The sequence below is a fragment of the Photobacterium sp. Hal280 genome, from assembly GCF_037162255.1.
In the GTDB taxonomy this organism is placed as follows: Bacteria; Pseudomonadota; Gammaproteobacteria; order Enterobacterales; family Vibrionaceae; genus Photobacterium.
This window is the reverse complement of record NZ_JARLUO010000001.1, coordinates 330,860-346,055: the sequence shown is the minus strand read 5'-3', so window position 1 is coordinate 346,055 and position 15,196 is coordinate 330,860. Positions and strand designations below refer to the sequence as shown.

At 43.5% G+C, this 15,196-nt stretch carries 20 protein-coding genes and 2 pseudogenes; 18 read left to right on the top strand and 4 right to left on the bottom strand.

Annotation, left to right across the window (positions count from 1 at the left end; all coding sequences use genetic code 11):
- Nucleotides 1-26: 26 nt before the first annotated feature.
- The 10 genes from P4S53_RS01690 to P4S53_RS01645 all read left to right on the top strand — a co-directional run bounded on the left by P4S53_RS01690 (nucleotide 27) and on the right by P4S53_RS01645 (nucleotide 7,239).
- Nucleotides 27-263 (top strand): hypothetical protein, encoded by a 237-nt coding sequence (locus tag P4S53_RS01690; RefSeq protein WP_337111084.1) that lies wholly within the window; start codon nucleotides 27-29, stop codon nucleotides 261-263.
- 103 nt (nucleotides 264-366) lie between these two features.
- Nucleotides 367-648 (top strand): peptidylprolyl isomerase PpiC, encoded by a 282-nt coding sequence (gene ppiC / locus P4S53_RS01685; RefSeq protein ID WP_027251162.1) that lies wholly within the window; start codon nucleotides 367-369, stop codon nucleotides 646-648.
- Between the two features lie 825 nt (nucleotides 649-1,473).
- Nucleotides 1,474-1,722: a hypothetical protein gene (locus P4S53_RS01680; RefSeq protein ID WP_337111083.1), complete on the top strand. Its 249-nt coding sequence runs from the start codon at nucleotides 1,474-1,476 to the stop codon at nucleotides 1,720-1,722.
- Between the two features lie 36 nt (nucleotides 1,723-1,758).
- Nucleotides 1,759-2,175, top strand: a complete 417-nt coding sequence (locus P4S53_RS01675) for a hypothetical protein (protein ID WP_337111082.1) — start codon at nucleotides 1,759-1,761, stop codon at nucleotides 2,173-2,175.
- Nucleotides 2,176-2,311: 136 nt separating this feature from the next.
- Entirely contained in the window at nucleotides 2,312-2,614 is a 303-nt protein-coding gene (locus P4S53_RS01670) for a hypothetical protein (RefSeq protein ID WP_337111081.1), read from the top strand.
- Nucleotides 2,615-2,755: 141 nt separating this feature from the next.
- Nucleotides 2,756-3,178, top strand: coding sequence for an SMI1/KNR4 family protein (locus P4S53_RS01665; protein ID WP_337111080.1), 423 nt, complete (start codon nucleotides 2,756-2,758; stop codon nucleotides 3,176-3,178).
- 650 nt (nucleotides 3,179-3,828) lie between these two features.
- Nucleotides 3,829-4,200, top strand: coding sequence for a nuclear transport factor 2 family protein (locus P4S53_RS01660; RefSeq protein WP_337111079.1), 372 nt, complete (start codon nucleotides 3,829-3,831; stop codon nucleotides 4,198-4,200).
- A 116-nt stretch (nucleotides 4,201-4,316) separates the two neighbouring features.
- Nucleotides 4,317-4,712, top strand: a complete 396-nt coding sequence (locus P4S53_RS01655) for a hypothetical protein (protein ID WP_337111078.1) — start codon at nucleotides 4,317-4,319, stop codon at nucleotides 4,710-4,712.
- Between the two features lie 1,643 nt (nucleotides 4,713-6,355).
- A complete protein-coding gene (locus P4S53_RS01650) occupies nucleotides 6,356-6,727 on the top strand; it encodes a nuclear transport factor 2 family protein (protein WP_337111077.1) in 372 nt (123 codons plus the stop codon).
- A 116-nt stretch (nucleotides 6,728-6,843) separates the two neighbouring features.
- On the top strand, nucleotides 6,844-7,239 hold the full coding sequence (locus tag P4S53_RS01645; protein WP_337111076.1) for a hypothetical protein: 396 nt from the start codon (nucleotides 6,844-6,846) through the stop codon (nucleotides 7,237-7,239).
- 256 nt (nucleotides 7,240-7,495) lie between these two features.
- Here the strand turns inward: P4S53_RS01645 and P4S53_RS01640 are convergent, their stop codons facing one another.
- On the bottom strand, nucleotides 7,496-7,651 hold the full coding sequence (locus P4S53_RS01640; protein ID WP_337111075.1) for a hypothetical protein: 156 nt from the start codon (nucleotides 7,649-7,651) through the stop codon (nucleotides 7,496-7,498).
- Between the two features lie 221 nt (nucleotides 7,652-7,872).
- On the opposite strand from P4S53_RS01640, the gene P4S53_RS01635 reads away from it, so the two are divergent.
- Together P4S53_RS01635 and P4S53_RS01630 are read left to right on the top strand one after the other, a co-directional pair.
- A complete protein-coding gene (locus P4S53_RS01635) occupies nucleotides 7,873-8,223 on the top strand; it encodes a hypothetical protein (RefSeq protein ID WP_337111074.1) in 351 nt (116 codons plus the stop codon).
- 174 nt (nucleotides 8,224-8,397) lie between these two features.
- A complete protein-coding gene (locus P4S53_RS01630; protein WP_337111073.1) occupies nucleotides 8,398-8,799 on the top strand; it encodes a hypothetical protein in 402 nt (133 codons plus the stop codon).
- 30 nt (nucleotides 8,800-8,829) lie between these two features.
- On the opposite strand, the pseudogene P4S53_RS01625 reads toward P4S53_RS01630, so the two are convergent.
- Nucleotides 8,830-8,964: pseudogene (locus tag P4S53_RS01625) on the bottom strand (IS110 family transposase); the annotation flags it as partial.
- A 257-nt stretch (nucleotides 8,965-9,221) separates the two neighbouring features.
- On the opposite strand from P4S53_RS01625, the gene P4S53_RS01620 reads away from it, so the two are divergent.
- From P4S53_RS01620 to P4S53_RS01605, 4 genes are all read left to right on the top strand, one after another.
- Nucleotides 9,222-9,611: a lysozyme inhibitor LprI family protein gene (locus P4S53_RS01620; RefSeq protein WP_442958634.1), complete on the top strand. Its 390-nt coding sequence runs from the start codon at nucleotides 9,222-9,224 to the stop codon at nucleotides 9,609-9,611.
- Between the two features lie 614 nt (nucleotides 9,612-10,225).
- Nucleotides 10,226-10,723 carry a DUF2867 domain-containing protein gene (locus P4S53_RS01615; RefSeq protein WP_337111071.1) on the top strand — a complete coding sequence of 166 codons (498 nt, stop codon included), beginning with the start codon at nucleotides 10,226-10,228 and terminating at the stop codon, nucleotides 10,721-10,723.
- Nucleotides 10,724-10,802: 79 nt separating this feature from the next.
- The gene (locus P4S53_RS01610) at nucleotides 10,803-11,189 is read left to right on the top strand and encodes a GFA family protein (protein ID WP_337111070.1); all 387 of its coding nucleotides are present in this window, start codon (nucleotides 10,803-10,805) and stop codon (nucleotides 11,187-11,189) included.
- A gap of 70 nt (nucleotides 11,190-11,259) precedes the next feature.
- The gene (locus P4S53_RS01605; protein WP_337112038.1) at nucleotides 11,260-11,661 is read left to right on the top strand and encodes a PaaI family thioesterase; all 402 of its coding nucleotides are present in this window, start codon (nucleotides 11,260-11,262) and stop codon (nucleotides 11,659-11,661) included.
- 28 nt (nucleotides 11,662-11,689) lie between these two features.
- Here the strand turns inward: P4S53_RS01605 and P4S53_RS01600 are convergent, their stop codons facing one another.
- Nucleotides 11,690-12,598 carry a LysR family transcriptional regulator gene (locus P4S53_RS01600; protein ID WP_337111069.1) on the bottom strand — a complete coding sequence of 303 codons (909 nt, stop codon included), beginning with the start codon at nucleotides 12,596-12,598 and terminating at the stop codon, nucleotides 11,690-11,692.
- Between the two features lie 95 nt (nucleotides 12,599-12,693).
- Here P4S53_RS01600 and P4S53_RS01595 point away from each other — a divergent pair, with 95 nt between their 5' ends.
- Nucleotides 12,694-13,581 (top strand): NmrA family NAD(P)-binding protein, encoded by an 888-nt coding sequence (locus tag P4S53_RS01595; RefSeq protein WP_337111068.1) that lies wholly within the window; start codon nucleotides 12,694-12,696, stop codon nucleotides 13,579-13,581.
- A 366-nt stretch (nucleotides 13,582-13,947) separates the two neighbouring features.
- Nucleotides 13,948-14,247: a putative quinol monooxygenase gene (locus P4S53_RS01590; RefSeq protein ID WP_337111067.1), complete on the top strand. Its 300-nt coding sequence runs from the start codon at nucleotides 13,948-13,950 to the stop codon at nucleotides 14,245-14,247.
- Nucleotides 14,248-14,270: 23 nt separating this feature from the next.
- On the opposite strand, the pseudogene P4S53_RS01585 reads toward P4S53_RS01590, so the two are convergent.
- Nucleotides 14,271-15,160: pseudogene (locus P4S53_RS01585) on the bottom strand (LysR family transcriptional regulator).
- Nucleotides 15,161-15,196 lie beyond the last annotated feature (36 nt).

Here is a 15,196-nt window from a genome sequence, read left to right as displayed (position 1 = left end):
CTTGCCACGCTATTGAAGGAGTCAGTATGTTGGAAATAGCATCAAAATCGGCCGAATGGCTATTGCTGCTCAGCGGCGTGATCCTAATCTTAACCAGTATGCTCCAGTACGGAAAACGCACCCGCAACTGGGGTGGGGTCATGACGATGTTCTATAAGCGCGTCAGTATGACAGCTATTGAATTCAAGTTTTACCGTTCCGGGGTGGCCGCTGTCATTCTGGCGATCATCCTCAGAATGGTGAATCTGGTTTTCTGGCCATAGTCTTGGTGGCGCTGAGCGCGCAGAAATAAGCGAAAACTTGCCAGATGATGTGATTTGTCGCACACTTGCCGCCCATCAAGATTCAGACAAAAAGGCGGGTATTATGGCCTCTACCGCAGCGGCACTCCACATTCTGGTGAAGCATAAAGAACAAGCTGACGATATTTTGCAGCAACTGAAGAAAGGCGCAAAATTTCAGACCCTGGCAAAGAAATACTCGACTTGCCCATCCGGCAAGCGAGGCGGCGATCTGGGCGAATTTCGCAAAGGCATGATGGTGCCGGCTTTCGATAAAGCCGTGTTCACCGGCAAAGTGCTGGAACCGATCGGGCCGGTGAAGACCAAGTTTGGGTATCATGTGATTAAGGTTTTATATCGCACGTAAGTGGTGCATTAACACTTTTGAATTCGTTTGCATGTCGCGCTTGAGTCTGAAGCATCCATTCGCAGTGTACTCAGCGCGCCAGGTACTCTTTTCTAGCAAAAAGAGTACCCAGAAATACCTTTTTGTTCTCTGGTGTGGTTCGGGACGGTTGTAGGCGCTCCCGTCGCCGACAACCTAAAAATTCGTCCTGAATTTTTCCCTGGGTTGGTACTGACCCAAATTTCTGTTTGCTTTGTCGATCCTTACATTAAGTGCAATTCCTTTACTGCAAGTGCAAATCTTGTGGCTTTGTAGGTTTGTCGCGCATTGGGTTCTGTGACTCATTTGACATTGTTTGATGCGCGCCAGGTACTCTTTTGAGGCAAAAAGAGTACCCAGAAATGCCTTGTTGTTCTTTGTTGTGGTCCGGGGCGGTTGTAGGCGCTCCCGGCGCCAACAACCTAAAAATTCGTCCTGAATTTTTCCCTTGGGGAGAGGCCAGCATCGAACTTCTCATTCCTGCTTTAAAGATATACGCTAAAGTTTAGATAATTTATTATAATTCAATTGTTTATTTTGAATCTCACGCAGTCGGAAATCCATGCAGCGAGTGCGACTCTATGGTTTCTTTGAACTGGGTAAGTGGCCGATGTCGTGTGTCTTACTGATAGATTTATCCGGATGAGTACATTTAATTCAATTTAATCAATTACTTAAATTGTTTTTGATTGAAAGAGTTTTATGACAGCGTTATACGACATGGTGTCGTTGAATAAAATGTTATGTTTTACTTGCACAGCAAGTAACTTCTTATGTTAGAATTTCTTTTTTTGACCAGTTCTTAATATGAAATCCTTGTTAGAACATTTTGCGAACGCTACTCGTCACATGCAGAATGTTTATATTGCAGTATCTTTAGTCTCAGTTTTTTTATTGCGCGTGACTTTGTCAATATACTCTTCAGAAAGTGAACCAACATTAACAGAATATGCAGCGGGAAATCTATTGCCAGAACTAACTGGTATGATTATCGAGTTAGTTGTTATCTTTTTTGTTGTCGATGCAATCCAAGGTAAAGAGCGAACTCGTAAATAAGAAGCTGACAGGTTAGAAAGTTTACGCAAACAAGTTATGTTAGAACGGAGATTGAGAGCTCAGTTAAGGTTCTTGATTCGACGCATCTTTGATGATGTTGAGCTTCCAAATGGTACTATGGGTAATACTTTTTTATTTCACGCAGCTGAACATGAGAAGAATCAAGAAACAATTAACGAATTTAAAAATGCTCTAGTAGATGAGATCCATAGTGACACCTTTAAAGAAAACCTGCTTGAAGTATGTTTGACAGAGTTACCTCTAATACTCGCTTTATCTCCGGTTTGTTCTGAATTAAGCGATCGGCATGTTAAAGCTTGGATGTCCATTGCTCACTATATTCAACAAATAAATGTTGGTAATAACATATATCAAAATATGGATAGAGTTTTGGCTTGGATTGCTTTCTTTGACAAGCAGACAGTTAATCAAGGGTTGATAGTTAAAACATAACAATGCGTTCAAGAGGGACTTGTCACGCGTGGCATTTTCAGTTTGCGGTAAGTTCAGTGGTTAAGGTGTGATGCGGTTACTTTTGTATTGCGTGTCTGCGCCCCTTAACGCGGCGTTATGTGTTCAAGGAAAAGCAATGAAAGTAATTGATGCTGAAGAGCAGCGATGGTTCTTATATGAACATGAAAATATGCTCTACTTAGATGCCAACTGTAATCATAGTTTTTTGGGCTATACATATATGATTGAACTCAACGAGACTGAATTATATCTATATCATTCCGAAGGTAGAGAGTATCTCAACCGACTTTCTCAAGATATTCATTATTCGGTACCTATCGTTAAAGGAAGTCAGTCTGAGTTTAAAGGTCGAGATGTGACTAAACAGTTCTCCACTCTGGCTATTGAGGCTATAGAAAAATGGCGAGCGTTGAAGTAAACACATACAAAGCGTTTAAGTCAGATTCGCAACGCTTGGCAATTTCAGTTTTGTTTGGTTTTTGCGTTTACGGCGCAATGGTTTAGGGAATTTGTATGCGTCGCTCACTACTTAACGCGGCGTTGACTGCTTGGATGAATAATGAGATTAGTACTACCTGATTTTTTAATTGAAGTTATGGGGTCTCGTATCTACAAATTAGAAGTTGGTAGTCTTCAGCTTAAGCAGGAGTCTGATTCTTATGGTAATCATCTAGAGACAGAGTTAGGTCATATATGCTCATCTAAAGATGAAGTGCAGTGCTGCACCGACGCTCTCAAGAGTAATTTTGTGCCTGATGGTTTCTATGGTAGCTCCGAACTAAGTGGTTACCCTGGCGAAATTAGTGATATTACAGACTTTTCTAAGATTGTCTGTTTTGGTTATTCATCTGATGGTTCGCCCTTCTGTTTAGATTTTCGTGACGGTCATGAAGCATCCGTAATCTGGTGGGATGACGTCTATTGGCGGCGTATTTCTCCAAGTATTGAATGTTTTATGGGACTCTTTGAGATACGCAGTTAACAAACAAGGATAAGTGTCGCGCAGCCGACACTTTATCCGGGTGTTGGACAAGCCCGAAGCGGCATTATTAAGGAAAAACTTGGTTGAACGTCGGAGGGCGGTGATGTGGACTGTTTTTATCAGGCAGAGTCAGCCCCTAAGCTATGGGATGGCTAATAACTTCAGTGTGTTACATGATTTTTGCTGTCGGTTGTAGTGTGTTCTTCAGCTTGCGGTGTGGTAGCCATTATCCTTGGCCTGTTCGCGGTGTCTTAAGTATTGGACCAGAGCAGTCCAGTTACGAGTAATAAACCAGCGTTATTCACAACCGCCCCGGCCAGCACCAGAGAACCTTAAAGGCATTTCTGGTTACGCTTTGTGCCAGCAAAGAGTAACTGGCGCGCATCCAGCGGTGCTGAGAAAAACACCGAACTCAAGCGCGACATATGATCCGCAAGAATTGATGTTCTTTTAAAGTGGTTCATGGATCAACACCTTGCCTTGATGATCCTCACCGTGGATACTGAAGCTTGATTTGCATAATCAATGACATAGACAGATAGTGATATGTTGGCCTCCGGTAATTTCGTAGTCAGACTTTCCAAGTGTGATAAAACCTGATGAGGGGGAGTTCATGTCATTCGTATATGTTTTTCAGGATTGGAGATATTGTGGAAGTTTTAATTGAGCAGGAAATAGCCTTACATCTATATGAAACTAGGCAAAATCTTGATGAAGTAACAAGGTTACTTCATCCGAGTTTCAAGGAGGTTGGTCGTTCTGGACGTACTTTCGGCTATGCTTCTATCGTAGAAATGATGCAAAGTGAAGAGCCTTCAAGTGGCTATATTCACTCACAGGAATACGATTGTATTCAGCTAGAGCCTTCCGTTCAGTTACTTTTGTATAAATCTGCTTGGGTATCAGAAACAGGTGAAATCGGAGCTTTTTCTAAGCGCTCTTCTATCTGGGTGTTCACTGGGCAGAATTGGCAAATGAAATACCACCAAGGAACACCATGCCCAGAATTTGAGCTTGTGTAGCAGTGATTAGGACAAAAAGTAATTTGGTGGCCTCCTGTAGTTACAGGATTAGACTTACCAAGTGTGGCAAATCCTGATGAGGGGGAATTTATGTTTTTTATTCGCAAGGGGTTCAAATGAAAGGTTTTAAGTTGGTGTTGTTATTCTTATTTCCTGTTATTATCGTAGGTAAAGAATATTTCCCTCACTTTATGGAAAATCAGCAGCTAGAAGATTTAAAAGAACAGTTTCAGAGTCTTCTATTTGATAAAGATAACAAAGTCAAAGTTACTTCAATAAGAATGGAAGAGAAGGTCATAGCGCTAAAGGTTAATATTTCAAATGTGGAAATAAATGAAACAAATAAGGAATCTATCGCCCAGAGCTCGAGGAAAATCCTGCCTGAAAAAATATGCAATAGTGTAGGGCTGAGTGAATGGTTAGCGAATGGTAAGTGGATTTCAATTGATGTTACGGCTAACGGAGTTAAGGCGATAACTAATGTTAGAATTACTCACGAGGATTGCACATAACGAGGCTACATGAATTCCCCCGGCGGTCAACAATAGCGTCAGATTATGCAAGATTTGGGAATGCCGCTCTACATATGGTCTGTTTATTGGCATCGATGCCATCACTGCGCGGTTGATGTTCCTCATTCGTTAGAAGGCATCGAAAGTGCCCGCCGCATTATCATGTTTTCCCGCAAAAAGGCCTGAATCTTACATCCTCTTTGGATGATGGCCGAACTTTTAGCTATCTCTGGTCCAGTAATGAGTGGTGCCAAAGGCTTACATCCCGATAATGGCGGGTGGGATATTGGCAAATGTCGAGTGAACTTTTGAGCTTGATATTATTTTTTGAATCAACACCTTGCCTGGTGATCTTTATCGTGGATACTAAAGCTATGTTTTGTTAAATCAATGCTATAAATAGATTGTGATAGGGCTACCTCCGGTAATTCATAGTCAGACTGACCAAGTGTGGCAAAGCCTGATGAGGGACAGTCCATGTCATTCGTTAGGCATCAAAGGTTACAAATGTACAGTTCGATATTGATAGTATTGTATGGTCTTTTGGTCTCACTTGGTGCAGTGGCGGGGACTTGTACGCAGGGAGATGTTGGGCGGTTTTATGCTTCGCTAATATATGGTTCATTACTGTTCTTACCTATCGTAGTCGCGATTCAACGTAGACGTAAATATACAGTATTCATATGGATTAGCCCTTTAATTGCTTTGTTAGTTGCTATATTGGTGACTTATTTTTGGGTACCTTTGGTAATTGAAACAACCATTGAAGGTCATCATTTGTGTGGCAAAGTATTCGACTCTCATTTGGGAGAGGTTTACCTCTTCGAGAGGGCTATACCGATGATTCACATTGTATCATCGCTGGCTATTTTCATGCTTTCACTGAGGAAGTTAGTGAGGTTAAAAAGGGGTAAGTAGTTTGTGATGCCAAGATGCCTAACAAATAACGATAAGTGTCACGCATCCGATACTTTATCCGGGTGTTGGACAAGCCCGAAGCGGCATTATTCAGGAAATAGTTTGGTGAGCACTGTAGTGCGGTGATGCGGGTTGTTTTTATCAGGCAGAATAGCTGCCTAATGTATTAGATGACTAAAACTTCAGTGAGTTACATGGTTTTACTGCGGTTGTAGTGCGTTCCTCCGCTTGCGGTGTGGTAGTCATTATCCTTGTCCTGTTACTGTGTCCAAAAGTATTGGATCAGAGCGTCCAATGACGAGTAATAAACCAGCGTTATCCACAACCCCCAGGGAAAAATTCAGGACGAATTTTTAGGTTGTCGGCGCTGGGAACGCCTACAACCGACCCGGCCAGCACCAGAGAACCTAATGGCATTTCTGGTTACGCTTTGTGCCAGCAAAGAGTAACTGGCGTGCATCCAGCGGTGCTGAGAAAAACACCGAACTCAAGCGCGACATATGATCCGCAAGAATTGATGTTCTTTTAAAGTGGTTCATGGATCAACACCTTGCCTTGATGAGCCTCACCGTGGATACTGAAGCTTGATTTGCATAATCAATGACATAGACAGATAGTGATATGTTGGCCTCCGGTAATTTCGTAGTCAGACTTTCCAAGTGTGATAAAACCTGATGAGGGGGAGTTCATGTCATTCGTATATGTTTTTCAGGATTGGAGATATTGTGGAAGTTTTAATTGAGCAGGAAATAGCCTTACATCAATATGAAACTAGGCAAAATCTTGATGAAGTAACAAGGTTACTTCATCCGAGTTTCAAGGAGGTTGGTCGTTCTGGACGTACTTTCGGCTATGCTTCTATCGTAGAAATGATGCAAAGTGAAGAGCCTTCAAGTGGCTATATTCACTCACAAGAATACGATTGTATTCAGCTAGAGCCTTCCGCTCAGTTACTTTTGTATAAATCTGCTTGGGTATCAGAAACAGGTGAAATCGGAGCTTTTTCTAAGCGCTCTTCTATCTGGGTGTTCACTGGGCAGAATTGGCAAATGAAATACCACCAAGGAACACCATGCCCAGAATTTGAGCTTGTGTAGCAGTGATTAGGACAAAAAGTAATTTGGTGGCCTCCTGTAGTTACAGGATTAGACTTACCAAGTGTGGCAAATCCTGATGAGGGGGAATTTATGTTTTTTATTCGCAAGGGGTTCAAATGAAAGGTTTGAAGTTGGTGTTGTTATTCTTGTTGCCTGTTATTATCGTAGGTAAAGAATATTTCCCTCGCTTTATGGAAAATCAGCAGCTAGAAGATTTAAAAGAACAGTTTCAGAGTCTTCTATTTGATAAAGATAACAAAGTCAAAGTTACTTCAATAAGAATGGAAGAGAAGGTCATAGCGCTAAAGGTTAATATTTCAAATGTGGAAATAAATGAAACAAATAAGGAATCTATCGCCCAGAACTCGAGGGAAATCCTGCCTGAAAAAATATGCAATAGTGTAGGGCTGAGTGAATGGTTAGCGAATGGTAAGTGGATTTCAATTGATGTTACGGCTAACGGAGTTAAGGCGATAACCAATATTAGAATTACTCACGAGGATTGCACATAACGAGGCTACATGGATTCCCTCGGCGGTCAACAATAGCGTCAGATTATGCAAGGTTTGGGAATGCCGCTCTACATATGGTCTGTTTATTGGCATCGATGCCATCACTGCGCGGTTGAAGTTCCTCATTCGTTAGAAGGCATCGAAAGTGCCCGCCGCATTATCATGTTTTCCCGCAAAAAGGCCTGAATCTTACATCCTCTTTGGAGGATGGCCGAACTTAGCTATCTCTGGTCCAGTAATGAGTGGCGCCAAAGGCTTACATCCCGATAATGGCGGGTGGGATATTGGCAAATGTCGAGTGAACTTTTGAGCTTGATATTATTTTTTGAATCAACACCTTGCCTTGATGATCTTCACCGTGGATACTAAAGCTATGTTTGGCTAAATCAATGCCATAGACAAATTGTGACATGGTGGTCTCCAGGGATTCGGTAATCAGACACTACTAAGTGTGGCAATGTCTGATGAGGGGGAGTTCATGTCATTCGTTATACGAATTTAGAGTTCAGATCATGAGAGAAGCAAAATTACTACTTACAGCTTTTTAGCCTATTTATTTTAGGGGGCTGCGACATTATATACGGTGTTTCTCGATATTCCCCAGTTGGCGCTGTAAGGCTGCCTATTGAATGTATGGTAGAGGCGACAAAATCTGTTGCTGGTGTTTCTGATGTGGAGCACCGGACAGAGGAAGGCAGTCGAGATTTAACTTTCGGTGGTGTACAGCAACCAGAAATTATTGATAGGTTTTTCTACATCTACAATGGTTTAAACGGAAATTACTATTTTCGAACTAACTACGAAGGCATCGCTGAGTTTCAACATACATACATTGATATCAATCGCCGTCCTCCCCAATCTGAAATTGATAAGATCAGAACAGTGATGATTCAGATTGAAAACGCTGTTAGCCAAAACTGCCAAATAGACATATCTACAAAAACTATCGAAAGTTGTATGGGAGTTATTTGCGAAGGCGTATAGCAAAGCAAAGCCAAGCACAATCGTCCATGCAAAAAGCGCATTTAGGGTACTTATATGACTAGACGCTTAACAAGGGCGGCAACAGACTGGAAAAGTGTCACTTAAATTGCTGGCGCAATTACGCGCCACTTTTCCAGTCGCTGTGACCGGCGTTAGCAGAATAAGGATGATTCAATGAGTCTAATTAAAGTTTTTTATCAACATAGAGAAAATGGTACTGAGCTTGTTAATCATGAAAGAGATCTAAAATCTCATCGAGAAGCTTGTGAAACTATCGACAATTACCCTTGGGAAAAAGAGTTGAAGTTGTTTGAAGAGTTTGGTGAAGGAGGTGGGTTCTTTTTCATGTTAGGCGACATGGATGGCAAGTTTGCTTCATATCAATTTACACCAGTCGAAAGTGACAGAGGAATGTTGGATTTGCAAGTTGTTTCTAAGCCTGGTTTTATTGGGATATTTGGTCGCAAATCTGTTTCGGTAGATTTTAAGTTTGTTTCGATACCAGAGGCCAAACACCAAATCAAAGAACTATTTGAATTCTCTATCGATTCTTTGTACCAAAAATATCGAAAGTAAAATTCCGCTAGCAAACGACTATGGCGTCAATCATTTAATTAACGCCATTTTTTCTTCCCAGCGGGCGCCATCCCGTAGCAACACATTGAGGATGACAACCATCTTCCTGACGCATGTAATGATGGCTACGTTTTTCGGTTTTCTTTCAGCCAGAAGTCGTTGATAGTCACGATATAGGCGGGTGGGATATTGTCAAATGTCGAGAGAACTTTTGGGCTTGATATTATTTTTTGAATCAACACCCAGCCTGGCGATCTTCACCGTGGATACTAAAGCTATGTTTTGCTAAATCAATGCCATAAATAGATTGTGATAGGGGACCTCCGGTAATTTCGTAGTCAGATTTGCCAAGTGTGGCAAAGCCTGATGAGGGGGGCATGTCATTCGTTAGGTATTTGGAGGTAAATTTGAACAAATCAATTATGCTATTGGCGTTTGTATCTACGTTTGTTTGGGCTTCTGATAGTGTTGAAGACCCCTGTAATGTACAAGGTGGAGGAGTTACGGCAGGTTATCTGTGTGTCGGAGAGAAAATGAAAACCGCAGATATGGAACTCAATAAAACCTATCAGGAAGCAATAGATAGAATCAGTGAGGAAGAATCATTATTGCGGAATACGTGGTCAAAAACCGAACTGGTGGCACCATTCAGAAAAGCTCAACGGGCTTGGTTAAAATACAGAGATGCCGAGTGTGAATTTGCAGGTATTTCTTCAACTCCGTCACCTTGGCAAGGGGTTCAAGTTGAAGAATGTAAGCTAAGAATGACTCTAGATCGAGTAGAGTACTTTAAGCGTGTATATGTAGGTTGACCCAAGGCTGCTAACAAATAACGAGAAGTGTCACGCATCCGATACTTTATCTGGGTGTTGGACAAGCCCGAAGCGGCATTATTCAGGAAATAGTTTGGTTGAGCACTGTAGTGCGGTGATGCGGGTTGTTTTTATCAGGCAGAATAACTGCCTAATGTATTAGATGACTAAAACTTCAGTGAGTTACATGATTTTTATTGCGGTTGTAGTGCGTTTCTCCGCTTGCGGTGTGGTTGCCATTCTCCCTGTCCTGTTCGCTGTGTCCAAAAACATTGGATCAGATCAGTCTAATGACGAGTAATAAACCAGCGTTATCCACAATAACAGGGAAAAATTCAGGACGAATTTTTAGGTTGTCGGCGCTGGGAGCGCCTACAACCACCCCGGACAGCACCAGAGAACCTAAAGGCATTTCTGGTTACGCTTTGTGCCCGCAAAGAGTAACTGGCGCGCATCCAGCGGTGCTGAGAAAAACACCGAACTCAAGCGCGACATATGATCCGCAAGAATTGATGTTCTTTTAAAGTGGTTCGTGGATCAACACCTTGCTTCGGTGATCTTCTGCGTGGATACTGCAACTTGTTTGTCATTCGTTATACCTTTGGGAGAAATACATGGCAATTCCAAAACATTCTAAGTTGTTTGATTATGCGAAAGGGGCTTATTTCTCTGATAGCTTTTCACGCGAAATTCCCAACAAAAATCAGACCGCACTTGATGTTTATCTTGAAATAGCGAAACAAACGCCAGCGTGGGTTTCTTTCTTAATGGCAACGAGAAATCGTATTGTATCAATGCTTGGATTAAAGCATTTAGGCCGGCTTCAGGATGCTGTTGCAGCGAAAAAACCAACAAACATGAACCTTGGTGAGCGGATTGGTATTTTCACGTTACACAGTAACAGTGATACTGAAATCGTCCTGGAGGACAGTGACAAGCACCTTGATGTGAGAGTGTCGTTTTTGCTGGACGTAGAAGGCGACAAGGTGATAGTTCATGCAACCACTGTGGTGCATGTACATAATTTTTTTGGCAAAGTGTACATGTTTTTTGTTGCTCCAATTCACAAACTGATTGTCCCGAGTTCATTGAAAACCTTGGCACAGGCATAACAAATGCGACGTTTCTACCTCGTTTGCTTTGCGTGGGCGTCAGACTATATTGCTGCAACCTATAGGAGCGACTTAACTTTTGAAAATTAAAATTTATGAGGGAGGTTGCCTTTGCGGGAACATTCGGTTTTCTGCCAAAGGTCCTGCATTAAAACCGCACACTTGTTCCTGTCGACAATGCCAGCGCCATTCAGGGGCTTTAACCCAGGCATGGGTTGAATTTCCTAAAGAAAATATCATTTGGACGGGTATTGATGGTGAACCTTCAAAATGGCGATCTTCTGACTATTCCTCCAGAGCATTTTGTTCTGCCTGTGGTAGTACGATTGGTGCGATTGATGATGCGCCAACGATTGCTATTGTTTTGGGGGTCTTTGATAGTCCTAACCTTAAAGCCTTCGCTCCAAAAGGTCATTCCTATATCTCCAAAAGACCTCAATGGTGGAAAGTCGAGGTAGACGTCTAACAAGCAAATGCGCGGCGGGTTGCAGCGTGAGATTTTCGGAAGAACGGTAAGGAGATAAAAATTGAGCACTATGTTAGAGAAAGGGAAAGAGATCCTGTTACAGCAGTCTTTCAGTTTGCTTTTGGGGACAAAGCTGGAAGTTTTTGAGGCCGGCACTGCTGAATTGAGTCTTGAGATGAGAGATGATCTCAAGCAAAACAATGGTTTTGCACATGGTGGTGTCGTTAGCTATCTGGCTGATAACTGTATTACCTTTGCCGGAGCATCAGTACTGCGAAGCTGCGTCACTTCAGAATATAAAGTGAACTATGTCAGGCCAGCCATCGGAGACAGATTGATTGCAAGGTCAACCGTTTTATACTCAGGAAAGCGTCAAGCTACCTGTGAATGTAAGGTATACGCCAAAACAAATAACGAAGAAAAACTGGTTGCGGTTTCTCTTGGAACAATCAACAAGATGGATACATGTTAACCAAGCCAAACACAACGAGGACTTTTGTTCACAGTTTCCGGGCGATTTCTACAATCAGGTTGCGAAGCCATATGTGGGCAGGATCATCATGTTGCCTTTCATGCCAGATAATTGATGGAGTAAATGACGGTATTTCTACTGGGAGTTCAAGTACTTCTATAGCAACCGACTTGGCAAGCTGATGGGCCAATCTTCGCGGAATGCACAGAATCAAATCACTTTCGGCCACAATCATGGGAGCAACCAAGAAGTGAGGGGTTCGTACCGCAATTCTTCTGGTGAGCCCGTGTTGCGCCAGCGCTTCATCCACGGCACTCCTTCCCTGGCCGGTGATAATCACCGAAAGATGCGACAACGAGACAAATTTCTCGAGTGTCAGCTCTTCGCTGATGATCGGATGACCTTGGCGTACCACACAGACAAAATCTTCATCATAGAGTCGCCTGCTGTAAAACCTTGCAGGAAGCCCTTCAAAAGAGCCAATTGCCAGATCGGCGCTACCCTGAGCAATCAAATCAACGTTGTCGCCCGCTGTTGCTGGCATAACGAGATCAATTCCGGGTGCCAACGAGGCAAGTTTAGCGACCAGCTCAGGCATTAGTAAGAGGGCTAAATGATCTGCGGTGGCAACAGTAAATTTCCCTGATGCGGTGCTTGGATGAAACTCCGACGGTGCGACGATTGCGCGAGCATCATCCAATAACTTGGTCACCGGTGCCGATAATGCGAGTGCTCTTTGTGTAAACTCCCATCCGTTGGTTGTTCGAACTAAAATCCGATCGTTCAATAATCGGCGTAAGCGTGCTAAACCTCGACTTGCCGCAGGCTGGCTCAGCCCTAATCGTACGCCCGCACCTGTCACACTGCCTTCTTTCAGTAAGGCGTCAAACAACTTGAGAAGATTGAGATCGACTCTACCTATATCCACTTTTTGCATTCTCAATATAGCCTGCATGCATTTTTCATATGTTGGTGGGCAGTATAGCATTCCTCACATCGAATCCATTATGGTTCTGAACGAGGAGAGGATTGATGAGCACTAACGAATTGTATGTTGTCACAGGCGCGACAGGCCGCACAGGATCTGCTGTTGCAAAAACATTAATCGATGCCGGAAAACGTGTGCGGGTTGTGGTGCGAGATGAATCTATAGGGGATGTGTGGCGCACGCTCGGAGCGGAAGTCGCTGTGGCTGATTTCTCAGATTACTTAGCCCTATGCCGGGCCTTTTCTGGTGCGGACGGTGCGTACATCGTCAGCCCACCTCAGTATTCATCAGCGGATCTATTTTCACAGGCTAGAGCGATGGCTCACACCATTGCAGCGGCAGCAAAAGAGGCGAAGTTAGCCAAGATTGTTGCTCTCTCATCAATCGGTGCTGAACAAGCTGAGGGAACCGGCTGGATCGCCATGAATCGTATGCTTGAGACGAGTTTCATCGATACAGGATTGCCTGTAACATTCCTTCGTGCAGCCTACTTTATGGAAAACTGGAGGCCGCTCGTTAAGATGGCTGTACTCCAGCGCCAATTACCCAGTTTTCTTTCGCCGTTGAATCAAAAGTTCCCGATGATCGCAACAGAAGATATTGGCCGTATCGCGGCTGAAGCGCTCTGTGAAAACTGGCTCGGCGTACGAGTCATTGACCTGGAAGGTCCCGATAAGTATTCCCCGAATGATGTCGCGGAGTACGTATCCCTTAAATTTGGAGAAGCGATACAGCCTGTTTCTATACCGGAATCAGACTGGGTACAATCAATTGCTGGCCAAGGCTTTTCAGCGGCGGCCATCGACGGATTTATCGAAATGACTCAGGGTCTTAACTCTGGTCATATCACTTTTCAAGACAGCTCGGGCATTGAGCGCCGTCTTGGGACGGTGAAGCTTGATGCAATGATTGATGCGCTGGCTGCGGGGTAATATCCTGCGGCCTGCCGTGGCGGTGCATCATTGCCAAAAGATCGGGCACAGCGTCTTGCCCGATCTCTTTCGTTCTGGTGACAACTGGGTGACTCATCACTTCAGTTAGTTACATGATCTCTGTCGCTTGGCCGAGTTTAACCAGCGCTCGACCCCAGTAATGAGTGGCACCTCATGCTTCCAGCCCGAGAATTTCGGGTGGGATATTCGCGAGCGACTCAAGAACTTTGGTGTGCGTTATTATTTTGTGAATCAACACCTTGCCTTGATGATCTTTGCCGTGGATACTGATGTTATGTTTGGCAAAGCCTGATGAGGCCTCCACGTCATTCGTTATCGCTCACATCAGATGATATAGGAATAAAAATGTTAAATGAACATCCTTTCGTAATTGCAAAAATTACTCCCAAGACAGAATATTTTGAACACGCTAAGGGTGAGTTATTGGGAATGCTTGATGCCACAAGAAATGAGGCGGGGTGTATCCAATTCGAATTGCATGAATCAGATTGCGGTCGATATATTTATCTGTACGAAGAATGGAAGAACAAAGCTGCGTTGGATAACCATCATCAAGAACAACATACTCAAACGGTCGCTGAAAAATTCAAGAACTGGTTGGCGGCTCCAACGGAAGTGGCGCTCATGACGAAGCTATCCCAATAAACATGGCATTGATAATTTCCCCTTTAGTGCGGCACCTCAAAACCTGAAGCATCAAGCAGAAAATCAACAAAGGTACGGTTCTTCAAAGACAGGTGCTTTGATCGGTAAAGAAGATTGATCGGCCTGGCTTCTGGCACTGCGTCTTTGAGTATTTCCACCAAGCGTCCTGATTCGATTTCATGTTCTACCAGCATCTTGGGTTGAAGCAGTACGCCTGCGCCTTGAATTGAGGCAAACTTCAATACATCGCCATTATTTGAAGTCAGCCTGGTGTTGCTATGACTCAACGTGTTGGATGGCAGGTTGATTACCTGTTGGCTCTCCCCTGATGGTATTGAAAGCCTAAACAGCTGTGATGGCTGAGATCGTCCAGCGAGTGAATTGGTCCGTTCTTTTCCAGATAAGAAGGCGCGGCACAATATGTCATTTCGTAATCACCTAAATATCTCGCGACCAGGGAAGAATCAACTAATTCACCAATCCGGATGATCACGTCGGCATCGGTTTGAAATGGGTCGACCAAACGATTGTCGAGTATCAATTCCACATTGATTTCAGGATATTCAGCAAGAAAGGCTGCGACTATCGGAGCAAGTACTATCTGTCCATAAGTAACCGGACAATTCACTTTAACTGTGCCTCGCGGGCGGTTGATCAGTGTCTGGATCAGGTTTTCTGCATTCGCTATATCTTCAGTGATTCGGTGGCTCTCTTGATAGTAAAGTTTGCCAGCCTCGGTCAGTGACTGTTTTCTTGTGGTGCGATGAATCAGTTGTGTACCCAAGCTTTGTTCTAAGAAGCTGACGTGCTTACCAACCATAGTGGGTGAAATCGCAAAGTGATGCGCTGCGCGACGAAAGCTGCCGTGTTCCACAACATACGCGAACACTTTCATACTGGTTAACTTATCCATTGCGCACTATAAGTTCATAAAGAATTAACTGAAGAA

Coding starts and splice junctions, on each gene's coding strand:
- P4S53_RS01630 (WP_337111073.1), top strand. CDS start 8,398: ATGAGTCTAATTAAAGTTTTTTATCAACATAGAGAAAATGGTACTGAG.
- P4S53_RS01665 (WP_337111080.1), top strand. CDS start 2,756: ATGAGATTAGTACTACCTGATTTTTTAATTGAAGTTATGGGGTCTCGT.
- P4S53_RS01635 (WP_337111074.1), top strand. CDS start 7,873: ATGGTAGAGGCGACAAAATCTGTTGCTGGTGTTTCTGATGTGGAGCAC.
- P4S53_RS01655 (WP_337111078.1), top strand. CDS start 4,317: ATGAAAGGTTTTAAGTTGGTGTTGTTATTCTTATTTCCTGTTATTATC.
- P4S53_RS01675 (WP_337111082.1), top strand. CDS start 1,759: ATGTTAGAACGGAGATTGAGAGCTCAGTTAAGGTTCTTGATTCGACGC.
- P4S53_RS01690 (WP_337111084.1), top strand. CDS start 27: ATGTTGGAAATAGCATCAAAATCGGCCGAATGGCTATTGCTGCTCAGC.
- P4S53_RS01680 (WP_337111083.1), top strand. CDS start 1,474: ATGAAATCCTTGTTAGAACATTTTGCGAACGCTACTCGTCACATGCAG.
- P4S53_RS01605 (WP_337112038.1), top strand. CDS start 11,260: ATGTTAGAGAAAGGGAAAGAGATCCTGTTACAGCAGTCTTTCAGTTTG.
- P4S53_RS01615 (WP_337111071.1), top strand. CDS start 10,226: ATGGCAATTCCAAAACATTCTAAGTTGTTTGATTATGCGAAAGGGGCT.
- P4S53_RS01600 (WP_337111069.1), bottom strand. CDS start 12,598: ATGCAAAAAGTGGATATAGGTAGAGTCGATCTCAATCTTCTCAAGTTG.
- P4S53_RS01640 (WP_337111075.1), bottom strand. CDS start 7,651: ATGTCACAATTTGTCTATGGCATTGATTTAGCCAAACATAGCTTTAGT.
- P4S53_RS01620 (WP_442958634.1), top strand. CDS start 9,222: ATGCTATTGGCGTTTGTATCTACGTTTGTTTGGGCTTCTGATAGTGTT.
- P4S53_RS01670 (WP_337111081.1), top strand. CDS start 2,312: ATGAAAGTAATTGATGCTGAAGAGCAGCGATGGTTCTTATATGAACAT.
- P4S53_RS01590 (WP_337111067.1), top strand. CDS start 13,948: ATGTTAAATGAACATCCTTTCGTAATTGCAAAAATTACTCCCAAGACA.
- P4S53_RS01595 (WP_337111068.1), top strand. CDS start 12,694: ATGAGCACTAACGAATTGTATGTTGTCACAGGCGCGACAGGCCGCACA.
- ppiC (WP_027251162.1), top strand. CDS start 367: ATGGCCTCTACCGCAGCGGCACTCCACATTCTGGTGAAGCATAAAGAA.
- P4S53_RS01645 (WP_337111076.1), top strand. CDS start 6,844: ATGAAAGGTTTGAAGTTGGTGTTGTTATTCTTGTTGCCTGTTATTATC.